Below are 15,722 nucleotides of genomic sequence, written 5' to 3' on the forward strand. Positions count from 1 at the left end.
TATTTCTGAATGAAATGTCGTCTTTTTGATGAATTCTCTTTTGGCCCTCAGAAAAGCTATGTTTTTCAGTGGCCTCCTTCTGCGGGATCCAAAAGTTATATCAGCTAATTATTCAGATGGAACGTCTTTAATTCCACACCCGGGGCAATTTGCTGCACAGCTACAGGCCGGAACCCGTATTTCTGGTACAGGGAAACCGCGGGCGTATTCAAAGTGCCTGTGGAGACAATAAACAACGGAATGTTCCGGTGCAGCTCCAGCACATGCTCAATCAGCGACCCGGCAATTCCTTTCCGGAAATGCGCGGGATGAACCATCATTCTGGAGATCGTAAGCGAGCCGGGCTGCTCCGTCTCCGTTGCGATGGCACCGATAACCTCTCCATCCTCACTGACGGCTCCGTAAAATTGTTCGCCACAGGCGCGAAGGGTGTCCATCGTATCCATCAGCGGCGGTATTTTGTCGAATCCAATTTTCTCCGCTTCCAGACGGTATGCCACATGCTGCAGCTGCCACAGCTGCTCAAGCGTATCATCGTCCTGCAGGGATAAAGCTCGAATCATGAGTATCCCAGCACTTCAACAAGCAGCTTGTTCACAAGTCCGGGATTGGCTTTCCCCTTGCTTTCTTTCATAACCTGTCCTACCAGGAAGCCGATCGCTTTTTGCTTGCCTGCCTTATAATCCTCTACAGACTGCGGATTGTTGGCAACTACTTGCTCTACAATCGCCATAATGGCGCCCTCGTCACTGATTTGAACCAGACCCTTCTCTTCCACAATCTGCTGCGGAAGCTTGCCGGTCTCCAGCATTTCCTTGAAGACCGTTTTGGCAATCTTGCTGCTGATCGTCCCTTTCTCCAGCAGTCCAATCATCTCACCAAGCCCCTGTCCGCTCAGCTTTACATCAGACAGTTCTGCATTCATGCTGTTCAGATAGCCAAGCAAGTCCCCCATAATCCAGTTGGAGACCGCTTTGGCATCCTTCGTATACTGCAGACTGTTCTCGAACAGGTCCGCCAGCGCTTTGGAGGAGGTGATAACAGCCGCATCATACTCAGGGAGCCCGTATTCCGAAGTATAGCGGGCCTTGCGCTGATCCGGGAGCTCGGGGATAGAAGCACGGATCCGCTCCTTCCAATCCACATCGATGTGAAGCGTAACAAGGTCAGGATCCGGGAAGTAACGGTAATCATGCGATTCTTCCTTGCCGCGCATGGCAATCGTCTTGCCCTGCGCCTCGTCCCAGCGCCGGGTCTCCTGAACGACGGAATCACCCGCTTCAAGGACTTGCTCCTGCCGGAACTGCTCATACTCCAGTCCGCGCTGAACCCCGCGGAAGGAGTTCATATTCTTGAGCTCCGCCCGTGTGCCCAGCTTTTCTTGGCCGAATGGACGAAGGCTGATGTTGGCATCGCAGCGCAAGGAGCCTTCCTCCATTTTTACATCAGACACTTCGCAGTACTGCATAATGGAGCGCAGCTTCTCCAGGTAGGCACGCGCCTCTTCCGGCGACGAAATTTCCGGTTCCGACACAATTTCAACCAGCGGTGTGCCGACACGGTTAAAGTCAACAAGCGATGCGAATCCGCCGTCGACATGCGTCAGCTTGCCCGCATCCTCCTCCAGATGCAGACGGGTGATACCAATTCGTTTGGTTGTGCCGTTCACTTCAATATCAATCCAGCCGTTCTCGCCAATCGGCTGATCATACTGTGAAATTTGGTAGGCTTTTGGCGAGTCCGGGTAGAAATAGTTTTTACGGTCGAATTTGCTCACGTCGCCAACCGTACAGTTCAAGGCCATGGCCGCTTTCATCGCGTATTCCACAGCCTGCCGGTTCAGCACGGGCAGCACACCCGGATGACCGAGGCAGATCGGACAGGTATGCGAATTCGGCGGAGCTCCGAACTCCGTCGAGCATCCGCAGAAAATTTTCGATTGAGTATGAAGCTCCACATGGACCTCCAGTCCGATGACGGTTTCATACTTGGATGTTGTAGACATATCGGGATAACCTCCTTCTCTCCGGATTACAGCTGCGGCCGCTGCTTGTGAAACTCCGTATTCTGTTCAAATGCATGCGCCACCCGCAGCACCTGCGCCTCGTCAAAAGGTTTGCCGATAATTTGCAGGCCGACAGGCATCCCTTCCGCCAAACCGCAAGGAACACTGATCGCAGGAACGCCAGCAAGACTCACCGGAATGGTCAAAATATCGTTCAGGTACATGGTCAGCGGATTGTCTACCTGCGTGCCCAGCTTAAAGGCCGTAGTTGGCGCGGTCGGTCCGACAATGACATCGTACTTCTCAAACACCTGATCAAAATCACGTTTGATCAGCGTGCGCACCTTCTGTGCTTTCAAATAATACGCGTCATAATATCCGGAACTGAGCGCGTAAGTGCCAAGCATAATTCTCCGTTTCACTTCCGGCCCGAAGCCCTGGCTTCTGGATTGGTGGTACAGATCAAGCAGGTTCTCCGGGTTGTCCGCCCGCACGCCATAACGAACTCCGTCGAAGCGAGCCAGATTGGAGGACGCCTCCGAGGAAGCCAGCAGATAATAGGTTGCGACGGCATACTCCGTATGAGGCAGCGACACCTCTTCCCACACTGCTCCCATGCCTTCAAGCGTCTTCAACGCTTCAAGCACTCTCTCTTTCACCTGCGGATCCACGCCTTCGCCCAGATATTCCTTCGGCACTGCGATACGCAGCCCTTTCACATCACCGGTGAGGCTGGAAAGGTAATCCGGCACATCAACCTTGGCGGACGTGGAATCCATCCCGTCGTATCCTGCGATAGCCTGAAGCACATACGCCGAATCCTCGACATTTTTCGTAATCGGACCGATCTGGTCAAGGGAGGATGCAAAGGCAACCAGACCAAACCGTGACACAAGCCCGTAGGTAGGCTTAAGACCGACTACACCACAGTAAGAGGCCGGCTGCCGGATGGAACCCCCTGTATCCGAGCCCAGTGTAAAATAAGCTTCGCCCGCGGCAACCGCTGCGGCAGAGCCTCCGCTGGACCCGCCAGGAACCCGGTCCAGATCCCATGGATTACGAGTCGGGTAAAAGCTGGAGTTCTCGTTGGAGCCGCCCATGGCAAACTCGTCCATATTCATTTTGCCCAGAGTTACGGCGTCCGCAGCATTAAGCTTCTTCACTACGGTGGCATCATACACGGGATTAAAATTGCTCAAAAACTGGCTGGCACAGGTTGTACGCAACCCTTCTGTGACGATATTGTCCTTAATACCGGCCGGAAGGCCAAACAGTAATCCGCGCTCCCCTCCTGAAGCGAGACGATCGTCCAAACGGCGGGCAGCCGCCCGAGCCCCTTCCTCATCTATTGTAAGGTAAGCCTTCACTTTCTCCTCACGGGCTCCAATATTCTTCATAGCCTCGTCAACCAGGTCCGTGGCGGAAACATCCTTGCTATTCAGCCTGTTATGTAATTCCGGCAGCGTGTTATCAAACAAACTCAACTCAAACATCCTCCTTTCACCTTCGAACTATTCCAGTATCGCAGGAACCTTAAACTGTCCGTCTTCCTCTTCGGGAGCGTTGCGCATCACCTGCTCCAGTGTCAGGCTTGGACGCACCTCGTCTTCCCGCATGACATTGCTTACATGCAGTACATGAGTCGTCGGCTCCACATCGTCCGTATCAAGCTCATTCAGCTTCTCCGCATAATGCAGAATCGCATTTAATTGCTCGGTCATGAGCTCCTCTTCCGCAGAGGTCAGGTTCAATCGCGACAGCTTGGCCACGTGGCGTACGTTTTCCAAAGAAATGTCCATGCGGTGTTTGCCTCCTTTGTGTATGTAAAGCGCTAAATTCAGGAATGATGACTCTGCCTTGGCAGGCAGCCTGTCCGCTTATTCTTAAATAAGGGGAGAAGTCCTCCGTGCTTTTAAAATAACGTTTTAATTATAGGTTAGAACGTTTTACAATTCAATGTCGCGGGGGAAAAGTTCTTGTCCATCTTCGACCTGTCTTTCCCGCAAAAATTAAAAGGGCCGCCGGATCTGGCCCGACAGCCTCAGAACCGGCCTAAGCCGGTGGTTAAATCAAATCCATGCACGCAAATTAACCTGCTTGATAAAATCCGATGGTGATAATGATTCCGCTGCGGTTTCTTCTTCCTTATTCTCTATTCCACCGTTCATGACACTACGGAACAATTGCTCATTGTGAGTAGCAAGGGCGTAATCGATCAGCGCTTCACGTTCGACCCTTTCAGCTTCCCTCTTCAGCATTTGTGTCTCAAGTTCTACGTCTCCGGCTGGAACAAAGAAATTCCGGTTGATCTTCGGCACACGGATAACATAATCAAAGGCGTTATCCGGATTCCGGTCATAGGCGATAATATAACCGTGTTCCCCCACAGGAAGATTCTGCTCAAAGGCATCCGCGACGATCATTATTTTCTCCCCTAAACGATACATCGTCTACCTCCTGGCTGTCTTAGTTATCTGTTTAGTCTACTAAAAAACGATCAAAATGTCTATGAGCAAATTCAATTGATTCCAAGTGAATTTGCGGGAAATAATAATGCTGGATACCTCATCCTATGAATCGACCATTGGAAAGGTCTCCACGACCTTCCTTATATTAACGTCTAAACCGGTGCTCCGTCAGCCGGCGATGCCAATACTGATTGCTCCAGCCTCCACACCGTCTAACATGCCTCCAGCCCGCCGGAATCTCTTTATTGCTTTGCCCCGTGCTTTCCCCTCCGGTAATCGTCTGCGAATGCGGACATATTGCATTTCTTATTTGTTCCGCAGTAAGCCGGACCTGCTGTTCCAATAGCTTTCCCCCCCAAAAAAAGACAGCAAAAAAAGACAAAAAAAGAACGCAAACCGGGATTAATTCCTCAGTCTGCGTGCTTCGCGGATGGTTATATAACTTCTAAAGAGTATATTAGCAAACGGCACCGCTCTTGTCCAGAAGGTTTTTGAAAAAAACAGCGGGTTTTGACGAATACTTGCGTATTCCGTGTCAGCGGATATACGGATTGTTTGCTTTTTCGTAACCAATCGTTGTTTTGGGACCATGTCCCGGATACACCGTCACCTCATCATCCAACCGGTACAATCGATGCACTGAATCAATCAGATCCCTTTCCCTGCCGCCGGGCAGATCCGTACGTCCTACCCCCATCCGGAACAGCACATCACCGCCGAACAGATCCTTGCCACAGTGAAAGCTCACGCTGCCCGGGGAATGTCCTGGGGTATGGTACACCTTAAACTGATGGCCGATCAATTCCAGAACCTGACCTTCACCAAGATCGTACTCAGCCGGGGCCGCCGTCACCGGCTGCGAGATTTGCGGCCACATGAGAGAGCCGTTCAGCTTGGGAGAAGTCATCCATTCCTGCTCAAGCGGATGCAGATACACCGGACAGCCTGCGGCCCGGCGTACCTCATCAACTCCTGCCATATGATCGAAATGCGCATGTGTAAGCAAAATCGCTTCAATGGTCAAACCTTCGATGGCTCTAACCAGGGAGCCAGGATTCATCCCCGGATCGATAATAAAGCCGCGGTCCGTATCTTTGTCCTGCACAAGATAAGCATTCGTCTGCAGGGCACCGAGATTAAATGAGCGGATAGTTAATGCCATTGCTTACAGCCCCGAGATGAGCTCGCGCAGCTCTTTCACGATGACGCCGTGAATCTCCGTCCCTTCCCCGTATCTGGCACGAATCTCCGCGCGGGCAGCGTCCAGCTTATCCTGGTAGTCCGGTGCTTCACGTTCGGGATTTTCTTTTTTGAACTGAACCATAACCTCCTGAACATGCGCAGGGCGGGGCCCCCAGTGGCCAAGCACATGCCCCCCGGTATCTGCAAAAATAACGATAGGGATGGAACGGCTGCCCATGGTCAGGAAATCGTTCATCAACGCATCATGATTTTCAAGGATGAGTACCTCCGTCCGTATTCCTGCACTCTCCATGGCACGGAACACCACGGGCACACAGCGCACCACATCCCCGCACCAATCGGCAGCGAGAATCAGAACGCGCAGATCGTCGCGGTGATTCAAACTTGCAAAATACTCGCGGTCGCTTTCATCCTTCCACGCAAACCGGTCATACCAGGAGCGGAATGCCTCCTTGTTCTTTTCCATGCTGTCCATGAATTGCTCGGGCGTGAGCCCTTTGCCGAAATATTGGGAAACATTGCTGCGGGCCATATTACACACTTCCTTTCCTGTTTTTGGAGATGATCCATTTGATAAGAAAATAGGCAGCCAGCAGAACAACCGCAGCCAACAATATCGGGGTTACATAAGGGGCGGCCTTTTCATCGATATGTTCCCATTGGTTGCCGAGAAGCATTCCTAAATAAATAAACAATACGCTCCATGGAATAACAGCCAAAGTAGTTAAAATGATAAAACGCCAAACATTCATACGTGATATTCCTGCGGGGATGGAGATGGCATGTCTGACTACCGGAATAAAGCGGGCCGTGAAAATAACGCCTGTGCCGTATTTGTTAAACCAGGCTTCCGCATGATCGATATGCTTTTTGTTAATCAATATGTACTTCCCGTATTTCTCAAGCACAGGTCGACCGCCGTATCTGCCAATCCAATAGATGAATAACTGCGCCAACACGCCGCCCACGGTTCCGAAAAACACGGCCGGTATAAATTTCACCTGCTCACTGTAAACCAGAAATCCTCCATAAGCGAGCACGATTTCACTGGGAATGACTTCCACCATTAACCCCAGCGCGATTCCTATGTAGCCGAGATTACGAATCCATTCGAACAATTGATGAACGATATTTGAAATGATATCCATCGTTTCTCCGCTCCCTTTATCTTCTCGTCCAGCGTTTATTCTATCACAGCGGCAGAGCGGAATGCCACCAGCCTCCAGCCTCCAGCCCCGCTTCCGCGGGCATATCGCCGGGGTAGCCGCCCCGGACCTGCCAGCATATCATGAAATGTCTTGAAAGGAGGATGACCATTGCCTGCCAACCATTTGCCGAAGCACACGCAGGGACAATCCGCTCTGCCAACGGCACGCGGGATACGCCGGGCCTGCAGCAAGGAGCTGTACCGCACCTGCAAACGCCTCAAAACATATATCCCCCCCGAATTGGTGCGGAAGGGGGAGGAGCTGTACTGCCGCAAGGTAGCCGGGAATCTGATCTGGATCACTGAGAACAGCAGCAACCGGAAGCTGCTGTGCGATTGGTGGGACGAAGAGGTCGGACCTGAGCTTGCCGAACTGTGGCAGGTGGAGAAATCCGTATTATGCACCGCCTTCCGGAGCTCTTACGGCGGATAAGCTCAGTTTAGACACAGAGAGCGGCGCCGTGCACCGGCCCCGCTCTTGCAGCACTTATTTTATTGGGATTTGGATTGCGATGCTCCGGCTCCTTCCGGGAGCAGGTCAGCGCACGCACGTTCCAGATAAGGATCGGCATGCAAAAAATCACGGAACACCGTATATTCACTCCACAGTCTGGAGCGGTCTTCTTGCTGTCCTTTTACAGCCCGGATCAGGAGATTTTTGGGCGTATGCTCCAGATCAATAAACTCCAGCAGTTGTGTACGGTAACCGAGGATGTCCAACAGCTTGGCCCGGATTCCGTCCGTAGCCAGGGCTGAGAAACGTTCCTTCAATATTCCGTGCGACAGCATTGGCTCCATCACTTCATTAGAAATTTGATTGAAGAGCTCATGCTGGCAGCAGGGAACGGACAGAATGACCGAAGCGTCCCAGCGGACGGCCTTTTCGAGCGCCGCATCTGTTGCCGTATCGCAGGCATGCAGCGTTACGACCATATCGACCTGGTCCAGCTCGTTATAGTCGGCAATATCCCCGACCAGAAATTTCAGATTGCGGTACTGCAGCTTGCCTGCCAGAAGATTGCAGGTTTCGATCACATCCGCTTTCAGATCGAGACCGACCACGTTCAGAGGCCTGCGCTGCTGCACCGCCAAATAATGATACAGCGCAAACGTCAGATAGGATTTGCCGCAACCGAAATCGACAATCGTCAAAGGGCGGCCTGCCGGCAAATTGGGCAGCACATCCTGAACCATTTCAAGGAAGCGGTTAATCTGCTTGAATTTATCATATTTGCGGGCCAGCACCTTGCCCTCTTCATTCATAATGCCCAGCTCAACGAGAAATGGGACAGGCGCCCCTTCCTCAAGCACATAACGCTTTTTGCGGTTATGTGCCAGATTGGTAGCAGACTTGGAGGGAGATTTGGTCAATATGGAAACTTTGAATTTTTTGCTGATTAACACCTGGTAATCCGCCTCAGCCGTACACAGCAAGCCCTGACGGAACGTCTCTTCGAACAGGGCAGTCATACGCCCGGCCGCTTCAGGTGGGGTCAAATTTTCGTGAGTTACCTTATTGCTGTAAACATAGGCGAACTGGTAGAACAGCTCCTTCTTCAGTTCAACCGGTTTGATTTGCACCTTGGTGAAGGAGGCCTGCTCCTTCTTGCGCAGTTGACTGAGCGTTGCTGTGATCAGCGATCCCTCCGCCAGCATCTGGTTAACAAGATTACGCAGAGATTCCAAAACAATAACCCGCTTTCTGCCTCATTAGGCCTATTCTAGCTGCAGCAGCTCTTCCTTTCCCTGCTCCGCTTCCGTGCGGGAAAGGCCGCCGCGTTCCAATTCATCAGCCGGCCGCTGCAGAAGACGATCATAGAAAGCGACCGCTTCATGAAGCAGCGGCTTCTGTTTGACGCCAAGATCAAACCATATTTCATCCGCCTGGGCGTACAAGCCCTCTCGCTCAAAATAAGCCGCAAGAAGCTTGTCCAGCTCCAGGGGAAAAAGATATTCCTTCACCTGCTCATGAACAGCCGATATTCGTTCAGGCAGCATCTGCAGCTCCCTTGAAGCGCCATTCAAAGCGCTGTATACATATAAATGAAGAGCCTTCATCAGCAGCTGCAGCCCCTGATCCGGCTCTCCCGTGTCCATTCTGATCCTTCCCGCTTCCTCCAGCAGGCGGGACGCCTGCTGCAGCTTGTCCACTTCCACGGTCCCACCCATGCGGAACAGATCAATGATCTGTTCGGGGGGCAGCGATTCCAGCAGCGGGAGCGACAGCCTGAACCTTTTTTTCAGCAGCTCGTCCAGCCTGGCGAGCGCTTCTGTATGGCGATTCTGCTGCCGTAAACCGAGGGCTGCGCCCACCGCCTCCGTCATTTCTTCCATCATGCGGAGCAAATAATCTCTTCTGAACACGACCAAATCCCGTCCTTTCACACCCGGCAATATCATGCCCTATGCCAGGACTGCAAGCCTCTCCTGTTCCAATTGTAGTTCAAACTGCCGCAAAAACCAAAAAGCCCTTAATGACCTCGGCCAGTTCACGCGGAGCCTCCATCATGCTCATATGCCCCGCCCCGCCGATCACGCTCTGCCGAATGTTCGGCTTATCCGCGGTAAAGGTACGTGCAGCAGGGACCACCTGGTCATGCTCTCCCGCTGCCAGCAGCACCGGCAGCGGCGCGGCGGTCAGCACATCACGCCGGTCGGGACGGCTACGCATGGCGAGCGCCGCTCCGACAGCTCCCTGCGGAGGAGTCGCATAGCCGAGCTCCTTGGCCTTAATCACTTTGTCTGCCATAGAATCCAGATGCTGAGGGGCAAACAGTCCCGGAACCATGCCGTCCACAAAAGCCGTAATGCCTTCCGTTTCAATCGTGGATACGGCTTTGAGACGCTTTTCTTTGCCTTCCTCCGTATCCTCATGCGCTGTCGAGTGAATCAGTCCGAAGGCGTTGAACCGCTCCGGATGTCGCTGTACGGCGGACAGCGCAATATAGCCGCCCATGGAATGGCCGAACAGCGAAGCTTTGGCAATATCAAGCGCCTGCAAAAGGTTAAGCACATCATCCGCCATTTCTTCCATGGAATAGGCCCCTTTGGGCGCATCCGATTGTCCGTGCCCGCGCAAATCCGGCACGATGCAGCGATAATGAGGGGACAGAAGCGGAATCACGTCGTCCCAATAAGCCGAGCTGCCGCAAAATCCGTGCAGCAGCACAATGACGTTGTCACCTTTTCCCTCATCCGCGTAATAGATGGTCGTTCCTTCACACACCTGTTTATTCATGACGATCGCCCTCTTTCCATATCATTTTGTCCGGCTGCTTAAAGACAGCCCAAAGCCTGCGGATGCGGCATCCGCGATACAAGCGGCCATGGTCATTACCTGATGCAGTGACGTCGTCTGCAGGGTCCAGTAAGGCTTGGGCCCCATAATGTTAACCACACCCGCAACGCTGTAATGGCCGATCGGCGGAAGCTGAAGCCCCATGGATCGCGCCGGCGCAAGCGGAGCCTCCGCAACGAGGAACAGCCCGACCGAGCCCGGCTGGCCCAGGCAGGCATCAATGGCTATAATCCGCTGTTCCGCCGGAATTCCGCGGACCTCGGCTTCCAGAGTTACTGCATCGCATGGAGCAGCCAGTGTGCCGATCACGTGCGGAAAGCCCTTCTCCTTCAACAGCGTACCGGTCAGCGGCCCAAGCGCATCCCCCGTAGACCTGTCTGTTCCGATGCAGACAAAGGTCACCTCGGCAGCCTCAAATCGCCTATGGATACTGTGAAAAAATGCTGCCAGCTCGCTGCCCGGCACCCGTTTCATACCAGACGGGTTCTTCCGTCCGCCATCCGGCGTTTCCCTCAACAACTTGTCTGTCCACCTCATCCCGTTCCGGTATTTGCTTTGATTCTAACGCATACCCGGGTGTTCAAGCAAAATAATTGGTGGCCTCTCCGCAAAACATGATACAATACTTCCAACCACCCCTTGTGAAAGGATGAATGAATACCGATGGATTTATCGCAGAAATCCCAGGCCAATATCGAATATATGATCGAAGCCATCAAGAATAAGCTGCGCATGGCAAGCGGCGCCGCTATGCAGTCCTCCGCTTTCTCCGTGGAGCAGTATGAAGATCTTCATGACATTTATGAAATGGTGATGAACAAGCCCAATCTCAGTATTTCAGAGGTTGAAGCGGTTGTTTCCGAGCTTGGACGGTTGCGCAGCTCCTAAATCGTCAAACCTGAAGCAGCTAAAGTAAACGCAGATTATGGGCCCGGGCTCATAATCTGCGTTTTTTTGTGCGGCTCCCCTTGCAGAACTTACTGTGGTTTGCGGCAGTTCTCCGGCTTTTATTATAATAAAAACGTCTATCGACGTATATGCACAGAAGACAGACCGCGTTTAGCAGTAGTTTCTATTGCGATTCTCTTACCCGGTTTTTACAGCCCTTAACCAAAGAATGGATGACAACGGACATAACGAACGAAGGACAGGAGGCTGCCAGCAAAAATGAATCATCAGACCACCCATTATTACCGTTATCTTCGCCGCATTGCCCTTGCAGTGCTCATCATACCTTGCATCCTTTGCATGCTTGTGCTCCTCGCCAGAATGATCGGAACAGGGCCGCTGCTCCGGCTGGATGTATGGCTGCAATCCTTGATATTTCCCGTCTCCGGTGACATCCTTCACCGCCTTCTCCCGGCAGCCCTTTTTATTACAACACCCGGTTCCTTCTGGGTTACCCTGCTTGCAGCGCTTGCTTCTGCCTTATGGCTCTGGCTCGGAAGAAAAAACAGGATCACCGCGTTTTCCGTTCTGGTCAGCTTTACAGCCATGTGGGGTCTGAACACCCTGGTCAAGTTGCTGCTTCAGCGCGACCGGCCAAGCCTGCAACATCTAACCGAAGCGGGAGGCTACAGTTTTCCCAGCGGACATGCCATGGTCGCCATGGGCTTTTACGGAACGCTCTTTGCGATCTGGGCCATGCACAACCGCGAGCACGGCCGCTCCATTTCTTTTCCGCTCGTTGCAGGAGCTTTATTGATATTGCTGATCGGCCTGAGCCGTATCTATCTTGGCGTTCATTATCCGAGCGACGTGGCGGGAGGATATATTGCAGGAGCCCTCTGGCTGTGGTTTACATTGCCTCCCCTGTATACATGGATTCGGGACAGCCGCGCCACGGGAAAACGGTAGGCTTGGACGCATCATGCCATCTCAACTCCTGTTTCAGCCGGCAGCACTGCGTTTAATACGAAGGTAAGCGAAGGGAATGATACAAATCTTGAAGGAGTGATTGGGATGAACAAAGCGGAAACTCAGTATCCGGCACAAAGCGGTTCCACATTTGCCAAAGGCATATTTATCGGCGGTCTTCTTGGAGCGGTTGCTGCGCTGCTATTCGCACCGAAACCCGGACGCGAGCTGCGCAGCGATCTGTCCGATAAGATGACGACAGTAACAGACAAAACCAAAGACTATGCTGCCATGGTAGGAGCCAAGACAAAGGACGTTGCTTCGGCGGTGGGCGGCAAGGCAACGGATTTGGCCAAGACCGTAACCGTAAAAACATCTGATGTTGCCAAAACCGTCGCCGAGAGCAAAGACAAAATCGCATCAACCGCAAAACAGGCTTCCGAAGAAGTGATGGAAGAAGCCGCAAAAGCGGATAAAGACGTTATGAATGCTGCGCGGGGATAACATTCATGGGCAAAGTCAGCGGAGAACGCATGCCTGCCTATGAGGTGGACGAGCATCCCTTTGAACTGCGCCATGAGGTCAAAAAGCTCAACAACCGGCTCGACCAATTGGCGGATGCCCTGGAAAAGTCCCAGTTTCGCGATATCATCGAGAACTACTCCAATCCAAAAAAGCGCATTATCAGCAATTTGACAGCAGGCATCGCGAGAGGGCTGGGCTTGTCGCTTGGCACCATTTTGATTATCGCTTTGTTAGGCTGGCTGCTGTCCTTACTGGTGCAGCTCAATCTTCCCGGCATCGGCAGCTTCCTCGCCGAGCTGCTGAAGTATGTGGAAGCAGCCCGAAACGGCTGAATGATATACAGGGACCTCTCAACAGTGATTCATTGGTGAGGGTTCTCTTTTCTTTTTTTATTCCGGGTCAACAGCGATTGTAGGAATGCTTCGTTCTCGGAGCGCCTCCCAACATACGAAAGTAGCGCCTATGGATTTTCAGTGCCTAATTCAAATGTTCCTTTCTTTTTTGCCCGCTCGCAGCAGGTCCCCTGTAAAGCCCTTCTTCCTCATCCATATGTACATGCCAGCCATGCTGATCAGGGTCGTTATCATCACCACCGTGAAGCCCCAGGGTGTCTTGATCCATGGCAGATTTTCAAAATTCATGCCCCAAATCGCTCCGACTACCGTTGCAGGGGTAAAGACGGCCGTCACAATCGTCAGTGTCTTCGTGATTTCATTGCCCCGGAAACCCGAGATGGCGTTATCTATAGAGATAAGTGTATCAATCTCCCGCTCATAGTGCTCGAATAAACGCTGCATGCGTTCCACCCGGTAAAGCATCCGCTGAAAGAACGGATTATCGTCCAGAGCATCGAGATACGCTTCACGTGATGCCGAAATCAGCTCCTGGAACGGTACAAACATATTGCTCCAATAGAGCAGCTCAAAGCGGGAATCCAGTATTTTGTCCATCAGCGTTCTGGCGTTGTTCTTCTTCATGCTCTCTTCCAGGGGCCGCAGATTAAGCTCAAAATGATCCATCCCATTCTGAAAATAATGCAGCAGAATCCGTACCAGGACAAAAAGTCCGTCCGCCCCGCTCCCACACTCGTCCAACATGCGCATTCTGTCTTCCGAGCTCATAAACATTCTGGTCCTCTGATCCAGATTAAGTGTCACCAGCCGTCTGCCATGAACAAAAAAATGAAACATGCTGGCACTATAGTTGCTGGTAAGGCTTTCTTTAACCGAATACTGCAGCGTTCCGAAGAGCATCGGGTCCCTTCCATCCAGATAGTGAACGGACAAGTAGTTGGACTCTACTTCTTTAATCACTTCCAGCCATGCCCCTGTCTCGGGCATCTCTTCTTCCAGCACAGTCAGAATCGGGGTTGACCATGCATCGGTTTCAATGTCCCACCATTCCCATGCCCCTTTATTGAACTTATGTTTATAATATTCCGGTACGCGTTTACTCAAGAATCCCCCTCCTGATCAAAATATTCTTAAAAGGACACCCTTATTCAGTCACAGAATAATGGGTGTCCTTTATGTCGGGCATACAGGGTCATAACAGCAAAATATATTCTGTTTCATAAGGGAGAATTGGACATAATGCGCTTCAGCTTCTCGGTTGCTCTTTTCTGAATCCGCGAAACGCTCATCTGGGACACGCCAAGCTTCTGGGCGATCGCCCTTTGAGATTGTCCATCCTGAAAAGCCAGCAGCAGCACCTGCTGCTCCTGCTCCTTCAACTGGCTGAGTGCCTGCTGAAGATCCATACGCTTCTCAACTGCATCAAAATCATTCGTATCCGAGCTGATCAATTCCCCGAGCGTTGCGGCACTTTCATCCTGCGATAGCGGAGAATCAAGAGATACGTAATGATAACATTCACGTCCAGCCAGCACCTCAATCGTCTCCTCGACCGGGAGATCCAGATATTCGGCAATCTCCTTGACGTCCGGAGAACGCTCCAGCTTGACGGTCAGTTCGTCTATGGCGTGCTGTACGAGGGCACCCTTCTCCTTGATCCGGCGCGGAACCTGAATATACCATGATTTATCACGGAGAAAGTTCTTCATATGCCCGATCATGCTCTTCATGGCATAGGGCTCGAATGGAATCCCAAGCTTGATATCGTATTGCTGCAGAAGACGCACCAGGGCCATTTGACCGGTTTGATACAAGTCCTCGTACAGGTCGGGCCTGTTCCGGGCAATTTTCCCAGCCGCCATTTTGACCATAGGCTCGTACTTTTTGATCAGCACGGTGGCAATCTCATTATCCTTGGTTTGTTGGTACTCCCAGATCAAACCAACGGCTTCATCCATGGACTCTGGGGGAGTTACCTTTTCCTTCATACCTTCTCCTCACTTTTTGTCATGCGTTTTACAAGGATGACTTCCGTACCCTGCCCTGCCTTGTTAATCACGTTGACGTCATCCATAAGCGCCTGCATAAGATAAAAGCCCAATCCGCCAACCTGGACGTCATCCAGTTCTTTATCATGAAGTGTTGCCCCGGTACCCGCGCCATTCATCCGCTCAAAGCTCTCCCCTTCATCTTTTACACGGATGCTTAGCTCGGTATCATTAAATTCGAAGCTTACCTCAACAAACCCTCCTTTTTGGCTATATGCGTACAATACGGAGTTATTGCAAGCCTCGGATACAGCAACTTTCATATCTTCGATTTCTTCATAGGAGAACCCCATCTTGGAGGCAATGCCATACAGATTCAATCTCACAATATCCACAAAATCAGCGGTCGCCGGCAAATTTAACACTACTTTCTGAACTTCACCATTCATCCTCTTTTCGATCCTTTCCTATTGGGAATTCTCCTATGAAGCAAAGAACTTGGCAATACCCGTCATATCGAAGAGCTTTTGAATCCGAACTGGTACCTCTTCAACCATGAAGCGTGCTTCCATGCCGTTCCTTGCCTTTAAGATCGACAGCAGAATGCCAATCCCCGTACTGTCAATATACTTCAAATCCTTCATATTAATAATCAAATCCTGCCCGGCTTCTTCCACCAGGGGTTCCATGACCAAACGGAAATCGGGTGCTACCGACAAATCCAGCTCACCGCTCAAATAAACGGTGCATGCTCTGTCACGCAATTCGGTTTTGGCGTTAAACTTATCAGTTTTATTTGTATTCATATAGGCCTCTCC

22 protein-coding genes are annotated in these 15,722 nt (G+C 51.7%); 5 read left to right on the forward strand and 17 right to left on the reverse strand.

Annotated features, from left to right (window positions below; all coding sequences use genetic code 11):
* Positions 1 to 104 precede the first annotated feature (104 nt).
* The 9 genes from ACE41H_RS16805 to uptA all read right to left on the reverse strand — a co-directional run bounded on the left by ACE41H_RS16805 (position 105) and on the right by uptA (position 6,824).
* On the reverse strand, positions 105 to 563 hold the full coding sequence (locus ACE41H_RS16805) for a GNAT family N-acetyltransferase (protein WP_375356627.1): 459 nt from the start codon (positions 561 to 563) through the stop codon (positions 105 to 107).
* Positions 560 to 2,005, reverse strand: a complete 1,446-nt coding sequence (gene gatB, locus ACE41H_RS16810; RefSeq protein ID WP_375356628.1) for an Asp-tRNA(Asn)/Glu-tRNA(Gln) amidotransferase subunit GatB — start codon at positions 2,003 to 2,005, stop codon at positions 560 to 562. The genes ACE41H_RS16805 and gatB overlap by 4 nt, the downstream gene beginning before the upstream one ends.
* 26 nt (positions 2,006 to 2,031) lie before the next feature.
* Positions 2,032 to 3,489 carry an Asp-tRNA(Asn)/Glu-tRNA(Gln) amidotransferase subunit GatA gene (gene gatA, locus ACE41H_RS16815; RefSeq protein WP_375356629.1) on the reverse strand — a complete coding sequence of 486 codons (1,458 nt, stop codon included), beginning with the start codon at positions 3,487 to 3,489 and terminating at the stop codon, positions 2,032 to 2,034.
* 27 nt (positions 3,490 to 3,516) lie between these two features.
* Positions 3,517 to 3,804 (reverse strand): Asp-tRNA(Asn)/Glu-tRNA(Gln) amidotransferase subunit GatC, encoded by a 288-nt coding sequence (gatC, locus tag ACE41H_RS16820; protein WP_375356630.1) that lies wholly within the window; start codon positions 3,802 to 3,804, stop codon positions 3,517 to 3,519.
* Between the two features lie 270 nt (positions 3,805 to 4,074).
* The gene (locus tag ACE41H_RS16825; RefSeq protein ID WP_375356631.1) at positions 4,075 to 4,452 is read right to left on the reverse strand and encodes an ATPase; all 378 of its coding nucleotides are present in this window, start codon (positions 4,450 to 4,452) and stop codon (positions 4,075 to 4,077) included.
* Between the two features lie 166 nt (positions 4,453 to 4,618).
* On the reverse strand, positions 4,619 to 4,816 hold the full coding sequence (locus ACE41H_RS16830) for a hypothetical protein (RefSeq protein ID WP_375356632.1): 198 nt from the start codon (positions 4,814 to 4,816) through the stop codon (positions 4,619 to 4,621).
* A gap of 192 nt (positions 4,817 to 5,008) precedes the next feature.
* On the reverse strand, positions 5,009 to 5,635 hold the full coding sequence (locus tag ACE41H_RS16835) for an MBL fold metallo-hydrolase (protein ID WP_375356634.1): 627 nt from the start codon (positions 5,633 to 5,635) through the stop codon (positions 5,009 to 5,011).
* A gap of 3 nt (positions 5,636 to 5,638) precedes the next feature.
* Positions 5,639 to 6,208: a thioredoxin family protein gene (locus tag ACE41H_RS16840; RefSeq protein WP_375356635.1), complete on the reverse strand. Its 570-nt coding sequence runs from the start codon at positions 6,206 to 6,208 to the stop codon at positions 5,639 to 5,641.
* A 1-nt stretch (position 6,209) separates the two neighbouring features.
* Positions 6,210 to 6,824: an undecaprenyl phosphate transporter UptA gene (uptA, locus tag ACE41H_RS16845; RefSeq protein WP_375356637.1), complete on the reverse strand. Its 615-nt coding sequence runs from the start codon at positions 6,822 to 6,824 to the stop codon at positions 6,210 to 6,212.
* Positions 6,825 to 6,992: 168 nt separating this feature from the next.
* On the opposite strand from uptA, the gene ACE41H_RS16850 reads away from it, so the two are divergent.
* The gene (locus ACE41H_RS16850; RefSeq protein ID WP_375356638.1) at positions 6,993 to 7,316 is read left to right on the forward strand and encodes a dehydrogenase; all 324 of its coding nucleotides are present in this window, start codon (positions 6,993 to 6,995) and stop codon (positions 7,314 to 7,316) included.
* Between the two features lie 59 nt (positions 7,317 to 7,375).
* On the opposite strand, the gene ACE41H_RS16855 is transcribed toward ACE41H_RS16850, so the two are convergent.
* The 4 genes from ACE41H_RS16855 to yyaC are packed head-to-tail and all read right to left on the reverse strand — an operon-like array spanning position 7,376 to position 10,655.
* Positions 7,376 to 8,539 carry a class I SAM-dependent methyltransferase gene (locus ACE41H_RS16855; protein ID WP_375356728.1) on the reverse strand — a complete coding sequence of 388 codons (1,164 nt, stop codon included), beginning with the start codon at positions 8,537 to 8,539 and terminating at the stop codon, positions 7,376 to 7,378.
* Positions 8,540 to 8,599: 60 nt separating this feature from the next.
* On the reverse strand, positions 8,600 to 9,268 hold the full coding sequence (locus tag ACE41H_RS16860) for a DUF6483 family protein (protein ID WP_375356730.1): 669 nt from the start codon (positions 9,266 to 9,268) through the stop codon (positions 8,600 to 8,602).
* Positions 9,269 to 9,326: 58 nt separating this feature from the next.
* A complete protein-coding gene (locus tag ACE41H_RS16865; RefSeq protein WP_375356639.1) occupies positions 9,327 to 10,121 on the reverse strand; it encodes an alpha/beta fold hydrolase in 795 nt (264 codons plus the stop codon).
* Positions 10,122 to 10,142: 21 nt separating this feature from the next.
* Positions 10,143 to 10,655 (reverse strand): spore protease YyaC, encoded by a 513-nt coding sequence (gene yyaC, locus ACE41H_RS16870; RefSeq protein ID WP_375356731.1) that lies wholly within the window; start codon positions 10,653 to 10,655, stop codon positions 10,143 to 10,145.
* A 189-nt stretch (positions 10,656 to 10,844) separates the two neighbouring features.
* Here yyaC and ACE41H_RS16875 point away from each other — a divergent pair, with 189 nt between their 5' ends.
* The 4 genes from ACE41H_RS16875 (at position 10,845) to ACE41H_RS16890 (ending at position 12,895) form a co-directional block, all read left to right on the forward strand.
* Complete coding sequence (locus ACE41H_RS16875) at positions 10,845 to 11,069, forward strand: DUF1128 domain-containing protein (protein WP_375356640.1); 225 nt, start codon at positions 10,845 to 10,847, stop codon at positions 11,067 to 11,069.
* A 279-nt stretch (positions 11,070 to 11,348) separates the two neighbouring features.
* Positions 11,349 to 12,038 carry a phosphatase PAP2 family protein gene (locus ACE41H_RS16880; protein WP_375356642.1) on the forward strand — a complete coding sequence of 230 codons (690 nt, stop codon included), beginning with the start codon at positions 11,349 to 11,351 and terminating at the stop codon, positions 12,036 to 12,038.
* Positions 12,039 to 12,143: 105 nt separating this feature from the next.
* Complete coding sequence (locus ACE41H_RS16885; RefSeq protein WP_375356644.1) at positions 12,144 to 12,542, forward strand: YtxH domain-containing protein; 399 nt, start codon at positions 12,144 to 12,146, stop codon at positions 12,540 to 12,542.
* 5 nt (positions 12,543 to 12,547) lie between these two features.
* Positions 12,548 to 12,895: a DUF5665 domain-containing protein gene (locus tag ACE41H_RS16890; RefSeq protein ID WP_375356645.1), complete on the forward strand. Its 348-nt coding sequence runs from the start codon at positions 12,548 to 12,550 to the stop codon at positions 12,893 to 12,895.
* A 150-nt stretch (positions 12,896 to 13,045) separates the two neighbouring features.
* Here the strand turns inward: ACE41H_RS16890 and ACE41H_RS16895 are convergent, their stop codons facing one another.
* From ACE41H_RS16895 to ACE41H_RS16910, 4 genes are all read right to left on the reverse strand, one after another.
* A complete protein-coding gene (locus ACE41H_RS16895; protein WP_375356646.1) occupies positions 13,046 to 14,020 on the reverse strand; it encodes a magnesium transporter CorA family protein in 975 nt (324 codons plus the stop codon).
* Positions 14,021 to 14,133: 113 nt separating this feature from the next.
* Positions 14,134 to 14,904, reverse strand: a complete 771-nt coding sequence (locus ACE41H_RS16900; protein WP_375356648.1) for a sigma-70 family RNA polymerase sigma factor — start codon at positions 14,902 to 14,904, stop codon at positions 14,134 to 14,136.
* Positions 14,901 to 15,353 carry an anti-sigma B factor RsbW gene (rsbW, locus tag ACE41H_RS16905; protein WP_375356649.1) on the reverse strand — a complete coding sequence of 151 codons (453 nt, stop codon included), beginning with the start codon at positions 15,351 to 15,353 and terminating at the stop codon, positions 14,901 to 14,903. Before rsbW ends, ACE41H_RS16900 begins: the two co-directional genes overlap by 4 nt.
* 33 nt (positions 15,354 to 15,386) lie before the next feature.
* Positions 15,387 to 15,710, reverse strand: coding sequence for an STAS domain-containing protein (locus ACE41H_RS16910; RefSeq protein ID WP_375356650.1), 324 nt, complete (start codon positions 15,708 to 15,710; stop codon positions 15,387 to 15,389).
* Positions 15,711 to 15,722 lie beyond the last annotated feature (12 nt).

The sequence above is a fragment of the Paenibacillus enshidis genome (genome assembly GCF_042136365.1).
Classification (GTDB): domain Bacteria; phylum Bacillota; class Bacilli; order Paenibacillales; family Paenibacillaceae; genus Paenibacillus; species Paenibacillus enshidis.